This window comes from Brevundimonas sediminis, assembly GCF_048799765.1.
In the GTDB taxonomy this organism is placed as follows: Bacteria; Pseudomonadota; Alphaproteobacteria; order Caulobacterales; family Caulobacteraceae; genus Brevundimonas.
This window is the reverse complement of record NZ_JBLYQK010000011.1, coordinates 21,126-39,979: the sequence shown is the minus strand read 5'-3', so window position 1 is coordinate 39,979 and position 18,854 is coordinate 21,126. Positions and strand designations below refer to the sequence as shown.

The 18,854-nt window shown below is 70.1% G+C and carries 21 protein-coding genes; 13 read left to right on the top strand and 8 right to left on the bottom strand.

The features are described 5' to 3' along the window. Positions 1 to 75: 75 nt before the first annotated feature. Both ACLQ7T_RS08430 and ACLQ7T_RS08425 read right to left on the bottom strand, forming a co-directional pair. Positions 76 to 2,046 carry a potassium transporter Kup gene (locus ACLQ7T_RS08430; RefSeq protein WP_420479022.1) on the bottom strand — a complete coding sequence of 657 codons (1,971 nt, stop codon included), beginning with the start codon at positions 2,044 to 2,046 and terminating at the stop codon, positions 76 to 78. Positions 2,047 to 2,164: 118 nt separating this feature from the next. Further along, positions 2,165 to 2,776: a TetR/AcrR family transcriptional regulator gene (locus ACLQ7T_RS08425; RefSeq protein ID WP_420479021.1), complete on the bottom strand. Its 612-nt coding sequence runs from the start codon at positions 2,774 to 2,776 to the stop codon at positions 2,165 to 2,167. Between the two features lie 391 nt (positions 2,777 to 3,167). Between ACLQ7T_RS08425 and cuyA the strand changes: the two genes are divergently transcribed. From cuyA to cuyB, 3 genes are read left to right on the top strand one after another with little or no spacing between them, the layout of a single operon-like run. Beyond that, complete coding sequence (gene cuyA / locus ACLQ7T_RS08420; protein WP_420479020.1) at positions 3,168 to 4,166, top strand: D-cysteate sulfo-lyase; 999 nt, start codon at positions 3,168 to 3,170, stop codon at positions 4,164 to 4,166. After that, positions 4,163 to 4,525, top strand: a complete 363-nt coding sequence (locus ACLQ7T_RS08415) for an energy transducer TonB (RefSeq protein ID WP_420479019.1) — start codon at positions 4,163 to 4,165, stop codon at positions 4,523 to 4,525. Before cuyA ends, ACLQ7T_RS08415 begins: the two co-directional genes overlap by 4 nt. A gap of 10 nt (positions 4,526 to 4,535) precedes the next feature. Beyond that, positions 4,536 to 5,198: a cysteate racemase gene (cuyB, locus tag ACLQ7T_RS08410; protein ID WP_420479018.1), complete on the top strand. Its 663-nt coding sequence runs from the start codon at positions 4,536 to 4,538 to the stop codon at positions 5,196 to 5,198. Between the two features lie 3 nt (positions 5,199 to 5,201). On the opposite strand, the gene ACLQ7T_RS08405 is transcribed toward cuyB, so the two are convergent. Then, the gene (locus ACLQ7T_RS08405; RefSeq protein WP_420479017.1) at positions 5,202 to 5,639 is read right to left on the bottom strand and encodes a PH domain-containing protein; all 438 of its coding nucleotides are present in this window, start codon (positions 5,637 to 5,639) and stop codon (positions 5,202 to 5,204) included. Positions 5,640 to 5,746: 107 nt separating this feature from the next. Here ACLQ7T_RS08405 and ACLQ7T_RS08400 point away from each other — a divergent pair, with 107 nt between their 5' ends. Both ACLQ7T_RS08400 and ACLQ7T_RS08395 read left to right on the top strand, forming a co-directional pair. After that, on the top strand, positions 5,747 to 6,697 hold the full coding sequence (locus tag ACLQ7T_RS08400; protein WP_420479016.1) for a nucleoside hydrolase: 951 nt from the start codon (positions 5,747 to 5,749) through the stop codon (positions 6,695 to 6,697). Continuing rightward, positions 6,694 to 7,554 (top strand): ribokinase, encoded by an 861-nt coding sequence (locus ACLQ7T_RS08395; protein WP_420479015.1) that lies wholly within the window; start codon positions 6,694 to 6,696, stop codon positions 7,552 to 7,554. The genes ACLQ7T_RS08400 and ACLQ7T_RS08395 overlap by 4 nt, the downstream gene beginning before the upstream one ends. Here the strand turns inward: ACLQ7T_RS08395 and ACLQ7T_RS08390 are convergent. Both ACLQ7T_RS08390 and ACLQ7T_RS08385 read right to left on the bottom strand, forming a co-directional pair. Continuing rightward, positions 7,536 to 8,237 carry a Crp/Fnr family transcriptional regulator gene (locus ACLQ7T_RS08390; protein WP_420479014.1) on the bottom strand — a complete coding sequence of 234 codons (702 nt, stop codon included), beginning with the start codon at positions 8,235 to 8,237 and terminating at the stop codon, positions 7,536 to 7,538. The genes ACLQ7T_RS08395 and ACLQ7T_RS08390 overlap by 19 nt on opposite strands. An 80-nt stretch (positions 8,238 to 8,317) precedes the next feature. Continuing rightward, positions 8,318 to 9,019 carry a Crp/Fnr family transcriptional regulator gene (locus tag ACLQ7T_RS08385; protein ID WP_420479013.1) on the bottom strand — a complete coding sequence of 234 codons (702 nt, stop codon included), beginning with the start codon at positions 9,017 to 9,019 and terminating at the stop codon, positions 8,318 to 8,320. A gap of 215 nt (positions 9,020 to 9,234) precedes the next feature. Here ACLQ7T_RS08385 and ACLQ7T_RS08380 point away from each other — a divergent pair, with 215 nt between their 5' ends. Further along, positions 9,235 to 12,075 carry a M16 family metallopeptidase gene (locus tag ACLQ7T_RS08380; RefSeq protein WP_420479012.1) on the top strand — a complete coding sequence of 947 codons (2,841 nt, stop codon included), beginning with the start codon at positions 9,235 to 9,237 and terminating at the stop codon, positions 12,073 to 12,075. A 69-nt stretch (positions 12,076 to 12,144) separates the two neighbouring features. Here the strand turns inward: ACLQ7T_RS08380 and ACLQ7T_RS08375 are convergent, their stop codons facing one another. Together ACLQ7T_RS08375 and ACLQ7T_RS08370 are read right to left on the bottom strand one after the other, a co-directional pair. Next, on the bottom strand, positions 12,145 to 12,816 hold the full coding sequence (locus tag ACLQ7T_RS08375; RefSeq protein ID WP_420479011.1) for a bifunctional 4-hydroxy-2-oxoglutarate aldolase/2-dehydro-3-deoxy-phosphogluconate aldolase: 672 nt from the start codon (positions 12,814 to 12,816) through the stop codon (positions 12,145 to 12,147). Between the two features lie 85 nt (positions 12,817 to 12,901). Beyond that, on the bottom strand, positions 12,902 to 13,714 hold the full coding sequence (locus ACLQ7T_RS08370) for an alpha/beta hydrolase (RefSeq protein WP_420479010.1): 813 nt from the start codon (positions 13,712 to 13,714) through the stop codon (positions 12,902 to 12,904). A 46-nt stretch (positions 13,715 to 13,760) separates the two neighbouring features. Here ACLQ7T_RS08370 and ACLQ7T_RS08365 point away from each other — a divergent pair, with 46 nt between their 5' ends. Both ACLQ7T_RS08365 and ACLQ7T_RS08360 read left to right on the top strand, forming a co-directional pair. Beyond that, complete coding sequence (locus ACLQ7T_RS08365) at positions 13,761 to 14,018, top strand: Lrp/AsnC ligand binding domain-containing protein (protein WP_420479009.1); 258 nt, start codon at positions 13,761 to 13,763, stop codon at positions 14,016 to 14,018. A gap of 31 nt (positions 14,019 to 14,049) precedes the next feature. Then, the gene (locus ACLQ7T_RS08360) at positions 14,050 to 14,700 is read left to right on the top strand and encodes a hypothetical protein (protein WP_420479008.1); all 651 of its coding nucleotides are present in this window, start codon (positions 14,050 to 14,052) and stop codon (positions 14,698 to 14,700) included. Here ACLQ7T_RS08360 and ACLQ7T_RS08355 read toward each other — a convergent pair. Further along, positions 14,694 to 15,230 (bottom strand): GNAT family acetyltransferase, encoded by a 537-nt coding sequence (locus ACLQ7T_RS08355; RefSeq protein WP_420479007.1) that lies wholly within the window; start codon positions 15,228 to 15,230, stop codon positions 14,694 to 14,696. The genes ACLQ7T_RS08360 and ACLQ7T_RS08355 overlap by 7 nt on opposite strands. Positions 15,231 to 15,377: 147 nt before the next feature. On the opposite strand from ACLQ7T_RS08355, the gene ACLQ7T_RS08350 reads away from it, so the two are divergent. The 5 genes from ACLQ7T_RS08350 to ACLQ7T_RS08330 all read left to right on the top strand — a co-directional run bounded on the left by ACLQ7T_RS08350 (position 15,378) and on the right by ACLQ7T_RS08330 (position 18,833). Beyond that, positions 15,378 to 16,562, top strand: a complete 1,185-nt coding sequence (locus tag ACLQ7T_RS08350) for an acyl-CoA dehydrogenase family protein (RefSeq protein ID WP_420479006.1) — start codon at positions 15,378 to 15,380, stop codon at positions 16,560 to 16,562. Between the two features lies 1 nt (position 16,563). Beyond that, the gene (locus tag ACLQ7T_RS08345) at positions 16,564 to 16,863 is read left to right on the top strand and encodes a hypothetical protein (protein WP_420479005.1); all 300 of its coding nucleotides are present in this window, start codon (positions 16,564 to 16,566) and stop codon (positions 16,861 to 16,863) included. Position 16,864: 1 nt separating this feature from the next. Continuing rightward, positions 16,865 to 17,986 carry an acyl-CoA dehydrogenase family protein gene (locus ACLQ7T_RS08340; protein ID WP_420479004.1) on the top strand — a complete coding sequence of 374 codons (1,122 nt, stop codon included), beginning with the start codon at positions 16,865 to 16,867 and terminating at the stop codon, positions 17,984 to 17,986. A 71-nt stretch (positions 17,987 to 18,057) separates the two neighbouring features. Continuing rightward, the gene (locus ACLQ7T_RS08335) at positions 18,058 to 18,660 is read left to right on the top strand and encodes a helix-turn-helix domain-containing protein (RefSeq protein ID WP_420479003.1); all 603 of its coding nucleotides are present in this window, start codon (positions 18,058 to 18,060) and stop codon (positions 18,658 to 18,660) included. Beyond that, complete coding sequence (locus tag ACLQ7T_RS08330) at positions 18,657 to 18,833, top strand: hypothetical protein (RefSeq protein ID WP_420479002.1); 177 nt, start codon at positions 18,657 to 18,659, stop codon at positions 18,831 to 18,833. The genes ACLQ7T_RS08335 and ACLQ7T_RS08330 overlap by 4 nt, the downstream gene beginning before the upstream one ends. The last annotated feature ends 21 nt before the right edge of the window (positions 18,834 to 18,854 follow it).

Genomic DNA, 18,854 nt, shown 5'->3' with positions numbered 1-18,854 from the left:
CGCCCCCCGGAGAACGGAAGCAGCCTTACGCCTCCGGGGGGACGGGTTCAACCAGACGCTGACATGGGCGCCGGTCTAGACGCTGATCTGGGCGCCCATCTCGACCACCCGGCCGGGAGGAAGGCGATAGACGTCCGAGGCCGAGGCGGCGTTGCGGGCCAGGGCCATGAACAGCTTCGCCTGCCAGCGGGGCAGGCCCGACCGGGGCGCGGCGACCACGGTGCGCTTGCCGAGGAAGAAGCTGGTGGATTGCAGATCCACCTTCAGCCCGGCCCTTTTCGCCATGCCGACCAGCCGCGGGATCGACGGCTGCTCCATGTAGCCGAAGACGGCCGTGACCCTCCAGAAGCCGCCGTCCAGCTGTTCGGCGGTCAGGCGGTCGGCGTCGGCGACCCGCGGCGCGTCGGCGGTGTGGATGCTGAGCACGACATTGGTCTCATGCAGGACGTGGTTGTGCTTGAGATTGTGCATCAGGGCGGCCGGGGCCAGGCTGTTGTCGGCGGCCAGGAAGACCGCCGTGCCGGGGGCGCGATGCGGCTTGCGGGCCGCCAGCAGGGCGACGACCTCGGCCAGGGGCAGGGTGTCGCCGGCGGTCTTGAGACGGACCCGTTCGGCGCCCCGGACCCAGGTGGCCATGACCATGAACAGGGCCGCGCCCAGCATCAGGGGCACGAAGCCGCCCGACAGGATCTTGAGGGCATTGGCCCCCAGGAAGACCAGGTCGATGGCCAGCATCGGGACGAACAGCAGGGCGGCCTTCCACAACGGCCAGTTCCACAACCGGCGCACGACGATGAAGGCCAGGGCGGTGGTCACCACCATGGTGCCGGTCACCGCCAGACCATAGGCGTGGGCCAGTCCGGCGGAGCTCTTGAACACCGCCACCAGCACGACCACGCCGATCAGCAGGGCGATGTTGACCCGGCCGATGTAGATCTGGCCGGCCTCATGCTCGGAGGTGCGGGCGATCTTCATGCGCGGCAGCAGGCCCAGCTGCATGGCCTGGCTGGTGAGCGAGAAGGCGCCGGTGATCACCGCCTGGGAGGCGATGACGGTGGCGAGGGTGGCCAGGACGACCACGGGCGCGCGCAGAAGCTCCGGGGCCATGGTGAAGAACCAGTCGGCGTTCTCGACCCGGGCGCCCCGGGCCAGCTCGACCGCCTGCAGGGCCATGGCGCCCTGTCCGAGGTAGTTCAGCGCCAGACAGGGCAGGACAAGCCAGAGCCAGGCGGCCACAATGGGCTTGCGCCCGAAATGGCCCATGTCGGCATACAGGGCCTCGGCCCCGGTCACCGTCAGGAAGACCGACCCCAGAACGAACAGGCCCGCCGTGCCGTGGTGGGCGAGGAAGCCGACCGCGTGAACGGGGTTGAAGGCCGCCAGCACGCCGGGCTGGTGGACGATGTGGCTGAGGCCCAGCACGGCCAGAACGGCGAACCAGACGACGCAGATCGGGCCGAACCAGGCGGCCACCTTCGCCGTGCCGCGCGACTGGACCGCGAACAGGGCGATCAGGATCACGCCGGACAGGATCAGCACGGTGGCGGGGCTGATGGCGCCGCCGACGCCGGGCACGGATTTGAGCCCTTCCACCGCCGACAGCACCGAGATGGCCGGGGTGATGATGGCGTCGCCGTAGAACAGGGCGGCGCCGGTGACGCCCAGGGCGAAGATCAGCGCCGTGCGCCGGCCGACCGCCCTCTGGGCCAGGGCCATCAGGGACAGAACCCCGCCCTCGCCCTGGTTGCTCAGCCGGGTGAGGAAGATGACGTATTTGACTGTGACCACGAGGATCAGGGCCCAGAGGGCCAGGGAGCAGACTCCCAGGGCGGCCGAGGCCGTCACACCATCCCGGGACGCCTGTCCCAAGGCTTCACGAAAGGCGTACAGCGGGCTTGTGCCGATGTCGCCGTAAACCACGCCAATGGACCCGAGGGCCAGCGGCCAGAATCGCGCGTGCGCGCCGGAGGGCGCGGACGTGGAGGATTTTTGGCTGAGGTCGGAAGGGGCCGATGAGGGCGTGGCGAACGCAGGTTCGCCGGTCATCGATTTCCAGTTCTCCAGGCGGTTTCCGGGAAAGTCCGGTTCGTCGCCGCGCGGGGGTCTACGCCCGATGCTGCAGTGCAGCAAGAGAGATTTTGAGGGGCTGTAACCGGCTGTGATCTCAGTCCGGGAAGGCGATCAGCAGGCGGTCGAGCGCCGCCTCGATGCGGGTCCAGCCGGCGTCGTCGAGGGCCACGCCGCCGACGCCGGGGCGGGCGTCCGCTGACAGGGCCAGATGCTGGACGGCGGCGAGCAGCACCGCATTCAGGGCGGCGGGATCGCCTTCGGGCGGGACGCGCAGGCGGGGGCGGCGCTCGCGCATCCAGGTCTGGAGCAGGGCGGCGCGGTCATCCTCGATGCGGTTTAGCAGCGGCGAGGACTCCACCAGGGCCCAGGCCATCAGGCGCAGGGTCAGGGGACTGGCGCGGAGCGCGGCGACCCAGGCCGAGAGGCTGAGCCGGGCGAAGGCGCGCAGGGATTCGGTTTCGGCGGCGGGCGTGGCGTTCAGGCTGGCCACGAGGCCGGAATGGGCGCGGGCGGCGATGCGGGTGACGACCCCGTCGGCGCCCTCGAAATAGCGATAGACCAGCTTGCGGTCACAGCCCGCCTCGGCGGCCAGGGTCTGGACGTTCAGGCCCGGAAAGCCGTCGCGCAGCAGGATGCGCTCGCCGGCCTCGACGATGGCGGCTTCGGTGGCGCTGCGGTCGCGCAATCTGATCGGCGATTCGGCCATGGGGGGGAGCATCGCGCGGGTGCTCGATTCGAGGCAAGCGCGGGGGGATGGGGTGTCGGGTGTGGGGTGTCGGGTCCGGGGAGTGCCTGGGCGCCGGGGAGGGTGAGGCTGCCGATACCCGACACCCCACGCCCCACACCCTTCGTGGGGCGCGAGTCGGAGGTCGACGGAGCTATATGCCGGATAAGGTGCGGCCCCGGTCTGCGTCGGGGGGCGTGGCAGGGACCGGGGCCGCTTTAGTGGACTCTGTCGAGCGCGCATCGCCGCAAGGTCCGATGCGATAACAGCGGATGGTCAGTTCGGTTCCGGACATAGCGACATTTTTCTTCATGGCCTTCGCCGCCGTCCTCCGGGCGGGCTAGAGAAGACAAAACATCAGGGAGCCCCGACCATGCATCTCGCCCGCTTTCCCCGTGTCCGACTGGCCCATCTGCCGACGCCGCTGGAGCCGCTGCCCCGGCTGAGCGAGGCGCTGGGGGTGGAGCTCTGGATCAAGCGGGACGACTGCACCGGGCTGGCGGGCGGGGGCAACAAGACCCGCAAGCTGGAGTTCCTGCTGGGGCAGGCGTTCGAGGAGGACGCCGATACGCTGGTGACCCAGGGGGCGGTGCAGTCGAACCATGTGCGCCAGACCGCCGCCGCCGCCGCCGCCCACGGGCTGAAGTGCGAGATCATCCTGGAGGAGCGGACCGGCTCGACCGCCGCCGACTATCTCGACAACGGCAATGTGCTTCTGGACCGGCTGTTCGGAGCGGGCATCCGGCGCGTGCCGGGCGGGACGGACATGGCCGCCGAGCTGGAGAAGACGGCGGCCGAGGTGAAGGCGCGGGGCGGTCGGCCCTATGTGATCCCGGGCGGCGGCTCGAACGCCGTGGGGGCGCTGGGCTATGTCGACTGCGCGCGCGAGATCGTGGTCGGGGCGGATGATCTGGACATGCGGATCGACCGGATCGTCACGGCCACGGGCAGCGCCGGGACCCATGCAGGGCTGGTGGCCGGGCTGGCGGTGATGGGGGCGGACATTCCGGTGCTGGGCATCGGGGTGCGGGCGCCCAAGGCGAAGCAGGAGGAGAATGTCCTCAAGCTGGCCCGCGAGACGGCGGCCCTGCTGGGGCGGCCGGATGCGGTGACGCCGGAGATGGTGGTGGCCGACTGTGATTACGTCGGCGAGGGCTATGGTCTGGTCGATGCGGCGGTGATCGAGGCCCTGACGCTGGCGGCGCGGACCGACGGGATCGTGCTGGACCCGGTCTATACCGGCAAGGCGATGAAGGGCTTGATCGCCCTGGCCAAGGCGGGCCGGTTCGAGGGGGAGACGGTGGTGTTTCTCCACACCGGCGGAGCGCAGGGGCTGTTCGGGTATGAGAGCGAGATCGGGGGTTCGCTTTGAAGCGTGCGGTGGGCGTGATGATCGGGCTGGCGCTGGTTCTGGCGACACCGGCGATGGCCCTCGGGCAGGAAACGGCGTCCCCGCCGCACGCGATCCCGCCGCCGCCGCCACCGATCCAGCCGCCCTCGTTGTCGTCCGCCCTGGAGCCGGGCGAGGGACGGGTGGTGCTGAACTGCGGGGTGCAGCAGGACGGCAGCGTCACGGACTGCCGGGTCGAGTCGGAGGAACCGGCGGGGCAGGGGTTTGGCCCCGCGGCGCTGCGGGTGGCGGCTCAAACACGGCTGTCTGAAGAGCAGGCCCGGAGAGCCGGGATCGGGGCCCGGGTCCGCTGGACCACGCGCTTCCGGCTGGACGATTGAGGGACGTGAGGTGACCCAGACCCTCGGTATTCTCGGCGGCATGGGGCCTGTCGCGACGACGGCCTTCATGGCGCGGGTGCAGGCGCTGACGCCGGCGAAGCGGGATGAGGATCACATCCGGATGCTGGTGGACCTGAACCCGCATGTGCCGAACCGGCATACGGCGCCCGAGGCGGCGGGGAAGACGCTGGGCGAGATGGCGGCGCGGCTGCGCGAGGCCGGGGCCGAGGTGCTGGCCATGCCGTGCAACACCGCGCACAGCCACGCCGGGGCGATCCGCGCGGCGGGGCTTCCGTTTATCGACATGATCGCGGCGACGGTGGAGGCGGTCGCCAAGACCGGCGTCACGCGGGTCGGGGTGCTGGCCACGCCGGGCGGGGAGGCGCTGTATGCGGAGGCGCTGGCCAGGGCGGGGCTGGAGATGGTGCGGCTGGAGGGCGCGGATCGCGAGGCCTTCATGACCGCCGTGTTCGCGGTCAAGGGCGGCGACGACGGCGCGGGACCGCGCGGCGAGATGCGACGGCTGGCGGAGACGCTGGTTCAGGCGGGCGCCGGGGCGGTGATCGCCGGGTGCACCGAGGTTCCGCTGCTGCTGCGGGCGGAGGAAGTGTCCGCGCCGCTGGTGGACTCGGCGGAGGTGCTGGCGGCGGTCTGTGTGGAGATGTGCCGCTGAGGCTCAGGCGGCGCCGGGCTTCCACCAGTGTTCGATGACGCCGTCGAACCGACGGCCGTCGGCGGAGGTCATGGCGCTGTGCATGACCAGCGGGCGGCCGCCGTCGGTCGGGATGACGCGCAGTTCCTTGCTCCGGTGGTCGAGCTGGACCTCGGCGACATCCGCCCAGCGCAGGGTGCGGCTGTGGCCGCCACGGCTGTAGGTCAGGGCCTCGCGGGTGACGCGCAGGGTCGGCGAACCGGGAAAACGCAGGCGGAAGGTCAGGCCGAAGCCGGCGGCGGCGAAGATGCTTGCGGCGCCGACCAGGAAGGGCGAGACGCCGTCCGGATGGGTTGCCGCGCGGACCGCGATCAGGACCAGGACGAGGCCGAAGGCGCAGAGGGGGAAGAGCTCCTTGCGCGTCGGCGGGGCCGGGCGGAATTCCATGTCCATCTGAACCATGCCGGTCGCGGCCTCCCGAAGCTTGGCCGCAAGGTGAAGCGGCGCGCGAAGGTCCGCAAGCGGGAGAAGGGCTTGCCCCCGCCCGCGACCCGGCCCACACCGGTGCAGTGACGAAACAAGCGCTGATTATCGACTGCGACCCCGGCGTGGATGACGCCGTGGCGCTGATGCTGGCCTTCGGGGCCGAGGAATTTGAGCTGCTGGCCGTGACCACGGTGGGCGGCAATGTGCCGGTCGAGAAGACGGCGCGGAACGCGCGGATGCTGAGGCAGGTCGCGGGGCTGCAGAAGCCCGGCCGCGACGATGCGCCGGTGTTCATGGGCGCGGAGCAGCCGCTGGTGCGGGTGCTGGGCACCGCGACGGATTTCCATGGGCCGGAAGGGACGGGCGATCTGGCGCCGTTCGAACCCGACCTTCCGTGCGCGGACGGGCATGCGGCGGACGCCATTGTCGATCTGGTGATGAGCCGGCCGGCGAAGTCGGTGGCGATGGCGGTGCTGGGGCCGATGACCAATCTGGCGCTGGCGATCCGCAAGGCGCCGGCGCTGGCCGAGCGGCTGGGGCCGGTGGCGGTCATGGGCGGGGCGCGCGGCGAGGGCGGCAACATCACCGCCTCGGCCGAGTTCAACATCTGGGCCGACCCGGAAGCGGCGGCGGAGGTGCTGGCGACCGGCGCGGACGTCGTGCTGTTCGGGCTGGACGCGACCCATCAGGTGCGGGCGACGGAAGAGCGGATCGCCGCGATCGAGGCCGTGGGCACGCCGATGGCGGACACGGCGGCGGCCATGCTGCGCTTCTCCCAACGGGTGGAGCGGACGATCGTGGGCTGGGACGCCTCGCCCCTGCACGATCCGTGTCCGGTGGCCTGGCTGCTGAAGCCGGAGCTGTTCGAACTGAAGGCCTGCCGGGTGCGGGTGGAGACGCAGAGCGACCTGGCGCGCGGCCACACGGCGGTGGAGTTCCGCGAGGCGGTGGCGGGCGAACCGCTGAAGCATCGCTGGGCGGTGAAGGCGGACGCGGACGGGGTGTTTGATCTGATCAGGGAGAAGGTGTCGTGAGGATCACGGTCGTCGGGTCGATCAATCTGGATTTCGTGGCCACGGCGCCGAAGCTGCCGCGGGCGGGCGAGACCGTGACCGGGGCGGTGCTGGCGCGGCATCCGGGCGGCAAGGGCGCGAACATGGCGCTGGCGGCGCAGCGGCTGGGCGCCGGGGTGGTGCTCGTCGGCCGCGTGGGACGGGACGCCATGGCCGAGGAGGCCCTGGCCCTGCTGGTGGCCGACGACGTGGATACGGGGACGGTGATCGCCGACGCCGAGGCCCCGACCGGGGTGGCCCTGATCGCGGTCGATCCCGACGGGGAGAACCAGATCGTGGTCGCCGCCGGCGCCAATCACCGGGTCACGCCGGAACAGCTGCCGGCCCGGATCGAGGGGCCGCTGCTGCTGCAGCTGGAGCTGCCGGTCGAGACGGTCGAGGCGGCGGTCGGGCGGGCGACGGACTTCGTCTGCGTGAACCTGGCCCCGGCCCAGCCGGTGTCGGACCAGCTGTTGCGGCGGGCCGATCTGATCGTGGTCAACGAGACCGAGGCGGCCTTCTACGGCGACGGCCTGCATCACGGCGGCGGCCGGGTGGTGGTCACCCGGGGCGCGAAGGGCGCGACCCTGTATCAACGCGGGGTCGAGACGGCCTGGGCCACGCCGCCGAAGGTGCGGGCGGTGGACGCGACCGGGGCGGGCGACTGCTTCGTCAGCGCGATCTGCGTCGCCCTGCTGGAGGGGATGGACCCATCGGACGCCCTGACCTTCGCCTGCGCGGCAGGGGCGATCGCGGCGACGCGGCCGGGGGCCCAGCCGTCGTTCCCGACCCGCGAGGAGGTCGAGGCGATCCTGTCGGATCAGGCCGCCTCGGACTGACCGCCGCCGTGCAGGGCGGTGACCTTGCGATAGCATTCGCAGGCGCTGGCCTCGAGCGCCGGGCGGCTGATGACCCGGACCTTGCCGCGGGCGTAGGCGACGGCGCCGTTGGCCTGCAGCATCCGGGCGGCCTCGTTCACCGTGGTGCGCTGGGAGCCCAGCATGGCGGCCATGTATTCCTGGGTCAGTTGCATGACGTCGCTGTCCGACCGGTCGTGGCAGCGCAGCAGCCATTTGGCCAGGCGGCGCTCGGCCGGGTGCAGGGCGTGGCAGGCGGCGGTCTGCTCCAGCTCGCGCTGCACCCCGGCGTGATAGAGGGCCAGCAGCCGGCGCAGGCCGGGGCGGTCGTCGGCGAGGGCGCGGACGCGCCCGGCGTCGACCTTCAGCGCCTCGCCCGTGACCTGGATGGTCTGGCGGGAGGCGGAGCGCATGGGGATGACGGTCGCCTCGATCCCGGCCACGCCCTCGCGCCCGACCATGAAGGCCTCGACCGAGCGGCCGTCGGCCATCTCGTTGACGGTCGAGATGATGCCCGACAGGGGGAAGTGGACGGCGTGGATCATTTGGCCCGGCTGGATGAGGTCATCGCCCAGGATCAGGGGCACGCGTATGGCGGTGGCCAGCAGGGCCTCGCGGTCGGCGGCGGAAAGCTGGTCCAGCAACAGATTGGTCGGCGTGTTCATCGGTCCCTCGACACAGTGGTCAAGCGATCAAGCCTGACCGTATGTCATGGCAACGGTGAAGGGGCCGCGCCGGTTCCGGCTCAGGCGACGGGACGCCGGGGGCGGAAGGCGTCCGCGGCGCGGTAGCACTCGCAGGCGGCCCGCTCGAGCGCGGCGCGGTCCAGGACGGTGATCCGCCCGCGCGAATAGGTGATGGCCCCGGACTTCTGCAGGCTCTGGGCGGCCTCGTTCACCGTGGTGCGCTGGGAGCCGAGCATGGAGGCCATGTACTCCTGCGTCAGGTTGAAGGCGGCGCCGTCGACCCGGTCGTGGCAGCGCAGCAGCCATTTGGCCAGACGCTGCTCGGCCCGGTGCAGGGCGTTGCAGGCGGCGGACTGCTCCAGCTCGGCCTGCAGGGCGGCGATATAGGCGGCCAGAACCGCTCGGATCGCCGGTCGGGACGCGGCCAGGGCGCGCAGGCGGGCGGCCTCGATCCGGCGGGCGCCGCCCGCCATCTGGGCGACATTGCGGGTGGTGGCGATCTGCGGGGTGGCGGCGGCCGTCGCGCCGGCGACGCCCTCGAAGCCGACCATGACCGTCTCCACCGTCCGCCCGTCCTGCAGCACCGCCACGGCCGAGACCACGCCGTGCTCGATGAAGTAGACATGATCCACCGGATCGCCGGGCTCGTGGAAGATCTGGCCCTGGGCGAACTCGACGGGGAAGGCCAGGGCCAGCACGGCCTCGCGGTCCGCCTCGTCCAGCGCCTCGATCAGTCGGTTCCCCGGCGAAATTCCGTTCATATCCAGCGGATAAGACGATCCGCGGCCCGCCGTCTGTCGGAAGTCGACTTAAGCGTGACTTTGGATTTCCGCCCCGCCGGGCGGCCCGGCGACGGACTCCCGGGGCCGTCGCGTGGAAGGGAGGGGGCGGGCAAGATTACGAACTTGCAATCCACCCCCCGGGTCGCCGCTGTTAGGCTGCCGGTTGTTCAGTTCTGTCCTTGGGGGACCTCATGATGATCCGCACCGCCGCCCTGCTGGGCGCCTCGCTGCTTGCGCTGACCGCACCGGCCTTCCCGGCTCTCGCGCAGGACGCCGCGACCATCGCCGTCCCGCCGCTGCAGTACAGCCACCGGACCCTGGGCAACGGGCTGAACGTCTATTCGATGCCCGATCCGAGCGCCGGAACGGTGACCGTCACCGTCTGGTACAACGTCGGCGGCAAGGATGATCCGGAAGGCCGCAGCGGCTTCGCCCACCTGTTCGAGCACATCCTGAGCCGCAAGACGGTCAACCTGCCCTACGGCCAGATCTCGACCCTGGTCGAGAACGCCGGCGGCACCCGCAACGCGTCGACCGGGCAGGACTTCACCAACTACTACGAGACGGTGCCGCCCCAGTATCTGGAGACCATGCTGTGGACCCACGCCGAGCGGATGGCGCGGCCGGTGGTCGATCAGGCGGTGTTCGACGCCGAACGGTCGATCGTGCAGGAGGAGCTGCGCCAGCGGGTCTATGCGCCGCCTTACGGCCGACTGCAGCGCTTCGTCATCGGCGACAACAGCTTCGACAACAGCATCTACCGCCGCAGTGTGATCGGCTCGATCGAGGAGCTGAACTCGGCGACCATCGACGACGCCCGCGCCTTCCATGAGGCCTATTACCGCCCGGCCACGGCGACCATCATCGTGTCGGGCAATTTCGATCAGGCCCAGCTGGATGGCTGGGTGGACCAGTATTTCGCCGACATCCCGAACCCGGACCGTCCGGTGCCGGTGTTCGAGCGCCCGGCGCCGACCCGTCGGACCGAGCCGCGGTTGGTCGAGGCCTATGCCCCGAACGTGCCGCTGCCGGCCATCGCGGCCATCTATCCGGGCGTGGCGGCGAACCATCCGGACGCGGCGGCGCTGGACGTGCTGGCCGGGATCATGTCGCGGGGCGAGAGCTCGCGCCTGTACCAGTCGCTGGTCTACGGCAGCCAGCTGGCCTCCGGCGCCTTCCTGAGCGCGGGCTCGATGGAAGAGGCCGGGACCGTCACCGTCAATGTGACCCTGGCCCAGGGCAAGTCGATCGTCGACGCCGAGACGGCGCTGGACTTCGAGCTGGAGCGCATCCGCAACGAGCCCGTCACGGCCGCCGAACTGGCCGAGGCCAAGATGGAGATCGTGGCCTCGGAGCTGCGCCAGCGTGAGACAGCCTCGGGCCGGGCCTTCATCCTGGGGCAGGCGCTGGTGTCGGAGAACGATCCGGCGGCGCCGGACGCCCATCTGGCGGCGGTGCAGGCGGTGACGGCGGCGGACGTGCAACGCGTCGCCCGCACCTATCTGAATGAGCAGGCCCGCGTGTCCATCCGCTATCAGGACGAAAGCCGCCGTCCGGCCGGGGTGGCCGAGGACAGCTGGAAGAACCCGGCGCCGATGCCGACCTTCGTCAGCGTGCCGCCGGCCATCCTGCCGCCGAACGAACTGCTGCCCGAGGGCGAGCGCATGGCCCCGCCCGCGCCGGGCGCGGCCCGCGCCGCCGTGGCGCCGGCGGTGGTCGAGCGCACCCTGTCGAACGGGCTGCGCGTGATCGTGGCCCGCTCCACCGACCTGCCGATCATGAGCGCCCAGCTGATCATCGGCGGCGGCGCGGCGGCGGATCCGGCGGACCGTCCCGGTCTGGCCTCGATGACCGCCGACCTGGCCAGCGCCGGCGCCGGCGACCGGACCGCGCCGGAAATCGCCCGCACCCTCGAGGCGCTGGGCGGCAATATCGGCGGCGGCGCCGATGCGGACGCGACGGGTCTGTCGCTGTCGGCGCCGATCGCGTCGGCCGATGCGGCGGGGGCGGTGTTCGCCGACGTCGTCCTGCGTCCGACCTTCGCCGAGGATGAGGTGGCCCGCACCCGGACCCGCCGCGCCAACGCCCTGGCGGTGAACCTGCGTCAGCCCGGCCCGGTGGCCTCGATGGTGCTGAACCGTCTGGCCTTCGGCGGCGCGCCCTACGGTTCGCCCAACTCGGGCACCCCGGCTTCGATCCGCGCCATCACCCGCGATGAGATCGTCGCCTTCCATGACCGCTGGTGGCGGCCGGACAACGCCGCCCTGATCATCACGGGCGGGATGGAGCCGGAGGCGGCCTTCGCCTTCGCCGAGCGGACCCTGGGCGAGTGGAGCCGTCCCGCGACGGCCGCGCCGACGGTCGGCGATCGCGCCGGCGCCGTGCCCGCGCCGCGCGTGGTGGTGGTCGACCTGCCGGGCGCCGGTCAGGCGGCGGTGTCGGCCGCCGTGCGCGGTCCGCGCCGCGGCGACGACGGCTACTACCCGCTGCTGGTGGTCAACAGCATCATGGGCCAGGGCCAGAACGGCCACCTGTTCCAGGAAATCCGCGCCAAGCGGGGCCTGAGCTACGGCGCCTATTCGACGCTGGCGGCCCGGCTGGACGGGGGCGTGCTGAGCGCCACCACCCAGACCAAGAACGAGAGCGCCGCCGAGGTCGTCGACCTGATGCTGCACGAGTTCGATCGCCTGCGGACCGAGGCGGTGACCGAGCAGGCGGTCACCGACCGGGAGGCCTTCATCACCGGCGGGTGGTCGCGCAGCCTGGAAACCACGGGCGGTCTGGGCGGGACCCTGGCCAGCGCGGTCACCAACGGCCTGCCGCTGGGCGAGATCGAGACCTACGCCGGCAAGGTCGAGGCCACGACGCCGGAGGGCGTGATGGCGGCGGCCCAGGGCGTGAGCGCGGAGCAGGCCTATGTCGTGGTGGTCGGCCAGGCCTCGATGTTCATCGACGCCCTGCGCGCGGCGCACCCGGACGTGGTGGTGATCCCGGCGGCGGAGCTGGATCTGGACAGTCCGACGCTGGGCCTCTGAAGAGGCAGGAATTAGGGCTTAGGGGGCTGCGCCTTGGCTTCCAATTCCTAAGCCCTACGCCCTAATCCCTCACTTCGCGCGGAACGCCGCGATGGCGTCGACGGTCTTGCGGACCTGCGCCTCGATGCCGGCCCAGTCGCCGGATTTCACGGCGGCGTCGGTGATGAGTTTGGAGCCCATGCCCGCGGCGACGATGCCGCTGCCGAACCATTTGGCGATGGAGGCCTCGTCCGGGTCGACGCCGCCGGTCGGCATGATCTTGGTCCAGGGCATGGGGCCCAGCACCGCCTTGACGAAGTCGGCGCCGCCGACGCTGGCGCCCGGGAACAGCTTGACGATCTCGCAGCCCAGCTCGTGCGCCTGACCGATCTCGGTGACCGAGCCGCAGCCGGGGAAGTAGGCGGTCATGCGACGGTTGCAGACCTTGGCCACGTCTTCCACGAGGCAGGGGCTGACGATGAAGCGGGCGCCGCGGTTCAGGAACATGGCGGCGGTCGGGGCGTCGATCACCGAGCCGATGCCCAGGATGATGTCCGGATCGGTCTTCTGCAGCTCACGCGCCAGTTCGCCGAACAGGTCGACGGCGAAGTCGCCCCGGTTGGTGAACTCGATGGCCTTGGCCCCGCCGCGCGAACAGGCGCGGATCACGTTCAGGCAGACCTCCGGGTCCGCATGATAAAAGACGGGGGCGACGCCCTGCGCCTCGAGGGCGTTGAGAACGGTCAGGCGGTCGTGGCGCATTTCAATCTCCGCTCCGGCTGTCACCGGTGTCGGGGTCCTGTTTATCCCGGTCAGCGCGCGAAGCGAAAGGACCGGGGCGCGGAACTTATTGTTTCGCCAGTTCGACGATCCGCCTCACCATGGCGCTGTCCGGGTCGAGCAGCGGGCCCAGGACGGTGAAGTGGTTGAGGCCTTCCAGCGCTTCGTAGCGGGTCTCGACGCCGTTATTGGCCCAGTGGTCGGCCATCATCTTCGACTGGCGCAGGAACTCGGGGCTTTCGTCGCCGCCGACGAGGCAGTCCAGCACCGTGCCGCCGGGCGTGGAGCCGTTGGGGATGGGCCAGAAGATGGGGGACAGGGCGGCGGCCTCGTTGGCGTCGAGGTCCAGGGCCGCGTTGATCGAGGTGCCGATCAGGGGGCGCAGGTCGAAGACGCCGCTGATGGCGACGGCGGCGGAGGCGCGGGCCTCGGAGAGCATGCAGGCCGACATGTGGCCGCCGGCGGAGTGGCCGAAGACGACCGGGCGCTTGCCGCCGTTGCGGGCGCGGATCAGGTCCACCGCCGCGCGCACCTGCTTGAGGATGGTCCCGAGGCGGACGGTCGGGGCCAGATCATAGGAGGGGACGGCCAGACTGACGCCGTGGTGGAGCAGGGCGGGGGCCAGGCCGCTGAACCAGTCCTTGTCCAGCGCCTGCCAGTAGCCGCCGTGCAGGAAGACGACGATCGGCGCGTCCGGTCCGGCGGAGAACAGGTCCATCACCTCGCGCGGACCGGGGCCGTAGGCGATGACTTCGGGCGGATGGGCGGCGCGCGCGGCCTCGGCCGTCGCCTTCCACTGCCCCATGGCCTGCATATGGTCGGGGACGCGGGCGCGGTTGTTGTACTCCGCTTCCAGATCGATCTCGGCCTTACCCGTCACGTCATCATCCGCTAGACAGCCTCCGAACGCCGGAGGAACCGCCGCCATGATGACCGCCATCTTCGTCTTCATCAAATGCGAGCTGGGCCATGCCAATGACGTGGCGGCCGACATCGTGGACAATGTGGAATACGTCTCGGAGGTCTATTCGACCTCGGGCCAGTACGACCTGCTGGCCAAGTTCTCGCTGCCGAAGGACCTCGATATCGGGACCTTCGTGACCAAGTCGGTGCAGACCCGCCCGAACATCCGCGACAGCTTCACGGTAATTACCTTCTCGCCCTTCCTGCCGACCAAGGGTTAGGGTCGCGGTCAACAACCGGGAGGTGTTGGCCATGAAGCGTGTCGCCCTAGGTGTGATCGCCGTCGGCATGGTGGGCTGCGCGTCCCCGTTTAGCGGGCCCGGCCCGGTCTTCCCGGTCAGCGCAGAGGACCGGGCAGGGACGGATTCCTTCCCGCAGGCTCTGCGCGAGACCACCCTGAGGTGTGGGGTGTTCGGGGTGGGCGGCGGCCAGCGGGAGATGAGCCGCGTGACCGACTGGTACGGTGGACATCTGCGCGCGGCGGGCGAGACGCCGCTGTTCCGGAGCACGGGGTCGAGCCTGCGCTTCACCTGGCTGAGAAGCTTCGATGCGCCGGTGGTGATCCGTCTGGAGACGGGCGCCGACGGGGCGGTGACGATGACGGCGACCGAACTGTCCGGGCGCGGCGGCTATGAGCCGGGGAGCGTGGCGCGGCGCATCGAGCGTCGCCTGACGGCCGGCGAGGTCACGGCTTTGGCGCGGATGATGGCGCAGAGCGGGGTCCTGAAACAGACGGCCGCGACCTGCGACATCGGTCTGGACGGCGCCGGGTGGGCCGTCGAGTCCGCCGGGGCGGACGGCTATCGCTTCATCGAGCGGCAATCGCCCGCGGACGGGCCGGTGCGCACCTTCGGCCTGCACCTGATCGGGTTGACCGGCTGGACGTATGACAGGGTTTACTGAGGCGCGCTGACGCGTCGGTTTCTCGCGCGGGGTCCGGGCGCGGGCTTGCCCTCTTCCTCCGCCGCCTCGGCCTCGTCGTCGTCGCCGACCTTTTCCTCGACGGTGGCGGAGAGGCGCTGGAAGACGCCGAGGCCGACGAGGACCAGTACCGAGACGCCGATCAGGGCGACCGGGTAGAGCATGTGCTCGACGTTTTCGCGGGCGGTCTTGAAGACCAGCACCAGGCCCTCGAGGAAGAGGGCGATCAGGATGGTGGAGAGGAATTTGGTCAGGCTGCGCCGGGCCTCGGCGGCGCTGCGCTTCTCGGCGTCGCGGCGGACCTCTTCCTCGAACAGGTATTTGGCCACGTCGAACACGGCGATGGCGACGATCAGATAGCCGAGGATGTTCAGGATGGCGTCGGCGGCGGCGTCTCCGCCCGACAGGACAGGGCCGACGGCCTCGGTCAGGCCGACGATGACGAGGCCCAGGGCGAGGACCAGCAGCAGCAGGCTGGCGAAGGCGAAGACGGCGCGGGTGATCAGGGTCATGGGCGCCTAACGCGGTCCCGCCACAGAGCGTTGCCGTCGTGGCCTTCTCCCCGTCCGCGATGAGGCGAAAAGACCGTAGTCAAACGAGACTTATCGCTGCTAACCTTCGTCCAAGAGTTCCGGCAAACGGACAACGAGGGTTGGAAAATGGCTGATCTGGACGCCTTCCGCGCCGAGGTGCGCGCGTGGCTGGAAGAGAACTGTCCGCAGGAGGTGCGCGGGCCGCTGGACAATGAGGAAGACCGGGTCTGGGGCGGGCGCAACCCGACCTTCAAGACCCCGGCCCACAAGCTCTGGATGGAGCGGATGGGCGCCAAGGGCTGGACCGCGCCGGAGTGGCCGAAGGAATACGGCGGCGGCGGACTGAGCCGCGAGGAGGCCAAGGTCCTGCACTCGGAGCTGCGCCGGATCGACGCCCAGATGGCGCTGTCGAGCTTCGGCATCTGGATGCTGGGGCCGGCGCTGCTGCAGTTCGGCACCGAGGAACAGAAGAAGCGCTTCCTGCCGGAGATCGTGCGCGGCGAAATCCGCTGGTGCCAGGGCTATTCGGAGCCGGGCGCGGGGTCCGATCTGGCGAACGTGCAGACCAAGGCGGAAGACAAGGGCGACCACTGGATCGTCAACGGCCAGAAGATCTGGACCTCCTACGCGGACAAGGCCGACTGGATCTTCTGCCTGGTGCGGACCGATCCGACGGCGCCCAAGCATCTGGGCATCTCCTTCGTGCTGTTCGACATGGCCTCGCCCGGCGTGACGACCAGGCCGATCACCCTGATCAGCGGCAAGAGCCCGTTCTGCGAGACTTTCTTCGACGACGTGCGCGTCGAGAAGGAGAACCTGGTCGGGACGCTGAATCGCGGCTGGGACGTGGCCAAGGCGCTGCTGGCCCACGAGCGGACCATGATCGGCGCCATCGGCGACGCGGGCGGCGGACGCCCGCTGGGCCAGGTGGCGACGGACTCGATCGGCAGCGACGAAGAGGGCCGTCTGGACGACCTGATGCTGCGCGCCAGGGTGGCTGAACTGGAGGTCGACGCGGCCGCCTTCCGTCTGGCGATGGAGCGGGCGGGGGATCAGATGAAGGCGCGTCAGGCCCATCCGGCCATCGCCTCGATGCTGAAATACTACGGCTCGGAGCTGAACAAGCGCCGCCACGAACTGCTGATGGCGGCGGGCGGGGCCGAGGCGTTGGAGTGGGAAGGCGAGCGGTCACGCGAGGGCACGGTCGCCCGCGACTGGCTGCGCACCAAGGCCAACTCCATTGAAGGCGGCACCAGCGAGGTGCAGCTGAACATCATCGCCAAACACCTGCTGCAGCTGCCGGGAGCCTGACGTGCAGCCCGACATGTCATGGTGGCGCGCCGCGTCGCTGGTCGGCATCGTCGTCTGGTCGTTGGCGGGGTTCGTCCTGTCCCTCGGCTCTGCCCTCACCCTGGTCTGGGCCTGGTCGAGTTTCGTGACGAACCCGCTGTGGAGCCAGGTCCTGACATGGACCGTCGTTCTGGCTCCCGTGATCGGCGTGATCCTGACGGTCGGGCTCGGAAAGACCCTGCGGAAACACTCACTCACAGCGATCACGACCGCGCTCGTGATCCAGTTGATCGCCCTTTTCACCCCCATGCTGGTGACCTGAAATGCCCCTGATCCTGACCGAAGAGCAGACGATGCTGAAGGAAGCCGCGGACGGCTTCCTGAGCGAGAACGCGCCCATCGCCCACCTGCGCAAGCTGCGCGACAGCCGCGACGCCGACGGAGTGTCGCGCGCGCTGTGGAAGGCGTTCGGCGAGATGGGTTTCGCCGGGGTGATCATCCCGGAAGAGCACGGCGGATCGGCGCTGGGCGCGGTGGAAGCCGGCGTCGTGGCCGAGGCCCTGGGCCGGACCCTGACGCCGTCGCCCTTCATGGGGTCGGGCGTGCTGTCGGCCAAGGTGCTGGTGGACGGCGGCTCGGCCGAGCAGCAGGCGGCCTGGCTGCCGAAGATCGCGGCGGGCGAGGCGATCCTTTCGCTGGCCGTCGATGAGGGCGCCAAGCATGCGCCGTCGAAGATCGCCACCGTCGCCGAGCGCGCGGGCAACGGGTTCAGGATCAACGGGGCCAAGGGCTTCGTGCTGGACGGCCATGTCGCCGACGCCCTGATCGTGGCGGCCCTGACCGAGACCGGCCTGACGCTGTTCCTGGTCGATCCGAAGACGAAGGGTGTGGAGATCGAGCGCACGGTGATGGTCGACGCGCACAATGCGGCGCGGGTGACGCTGACCGACGTCGAGGTCGATGCGGACGCGGTGATCGGATCGGTGGATGAGGGCGAGGCCCTGCTGGAGGGGGCGCTGAACCTGGGCCGGGCCTGCGCGGCGGCGTCGCTGAACGGGGCGGGCGATCAGGCCTTCCAGACGACGATGGAATACCTGCGGACCCGCAAGCAGTTCGGCAAGCTGATCGGCGAGTTCCAGGCGCTGCAGCACCGGGCCGCCCACCTGTACAGCGAGATCGAGATCGCCCGCGCGGCGGTGATCGGCGCCCTGCAGGCGCTGGACGCCGGCAAGGAGAAGGCCCCGCTGGCGGTGTCCGTCGCCAAGGCGAAGGCCGGCCGCGTCGCCGAACTGGCGGTGCAGGAGGCGGTGCAGATGCACGGCGGCGTCGGCATGACCGACGAGTTCGACGTGGGCCTGTTCATGAAGCGGGTCCGGGTGCTGAACGAGCTGCTCGGGGATGCGGGCTTCCATCAGGAGAAGATGGCGCAGAGTCAGGGGTTCTGAGGTCCGTCCCGACAGGGGTAGCTTGACGTTGTTCCGAATTGCCTCCCATGGTTGCGTGGGGGCGATGGGCCATGGACGATCGCAAGACGGATCGGTTGACCTTGCGCGAGCGGGAAGCGCTTCGGCTGGTCAGCATCCACATGAGTTCCAAGGAGATCGCGCGCCGCCTGGGCATATCGCCCGGCACGGTCGATCGGCATCTGGCGAACGCCATGCAGAAGCTGGGCGTGTCCTCCCGACTGGCTGCGGTTCGCCTGCTGCTGGAGGATGCCGTGACCGCCCTTCCCGAGGCGTCTGCAGAAAATCCCCCTACACAATCTTCCGCCATGGCGACGGGCGGCGGAGGGGCGCAGTCTCCGCCTCGCTCGCCGGTCGTCAGCGGGCCGCGAAAGGGAGAGCCGTCATGGTTCGGCGATCAAAGCCTCGGAGCCGTGCTGCTTCGGTTCGTCGTGGATGCGGTGCTGGTCATCCTGTTCTTCGCCGTGCTGACCGCCGGGGCCTGGGCTGCGCACTGGATCATCCTGCAGGGTGAGGCGGCGCATATCGATCATGGGGTCGCCCTGATCCTGAAGACCGTCCACTACGCACTGGTCGTGATCGACGGGTCCGGCGTGGTGCTGGCGACGCTGCTTCTGACCTTCAGGTTCCTCAAGGCGCTCAAGGAGGTGCAATGAATTCGGACGAAAAACGGAACCGCCTGACCGTCGTTGCGGAGGCTCTGTGGGAGATTGTGCGGCAGGAGTTCTGGATTGTGCTGAAAGCCTATTTCGCACCGATCTTCGGGACGATCGCGGTGATCGGCCATCTCCGTGAAGTGATCCGGCTGACGGACCGGGGCGCGCTCTGATCGAGTTCGTGTGCCCAAGCC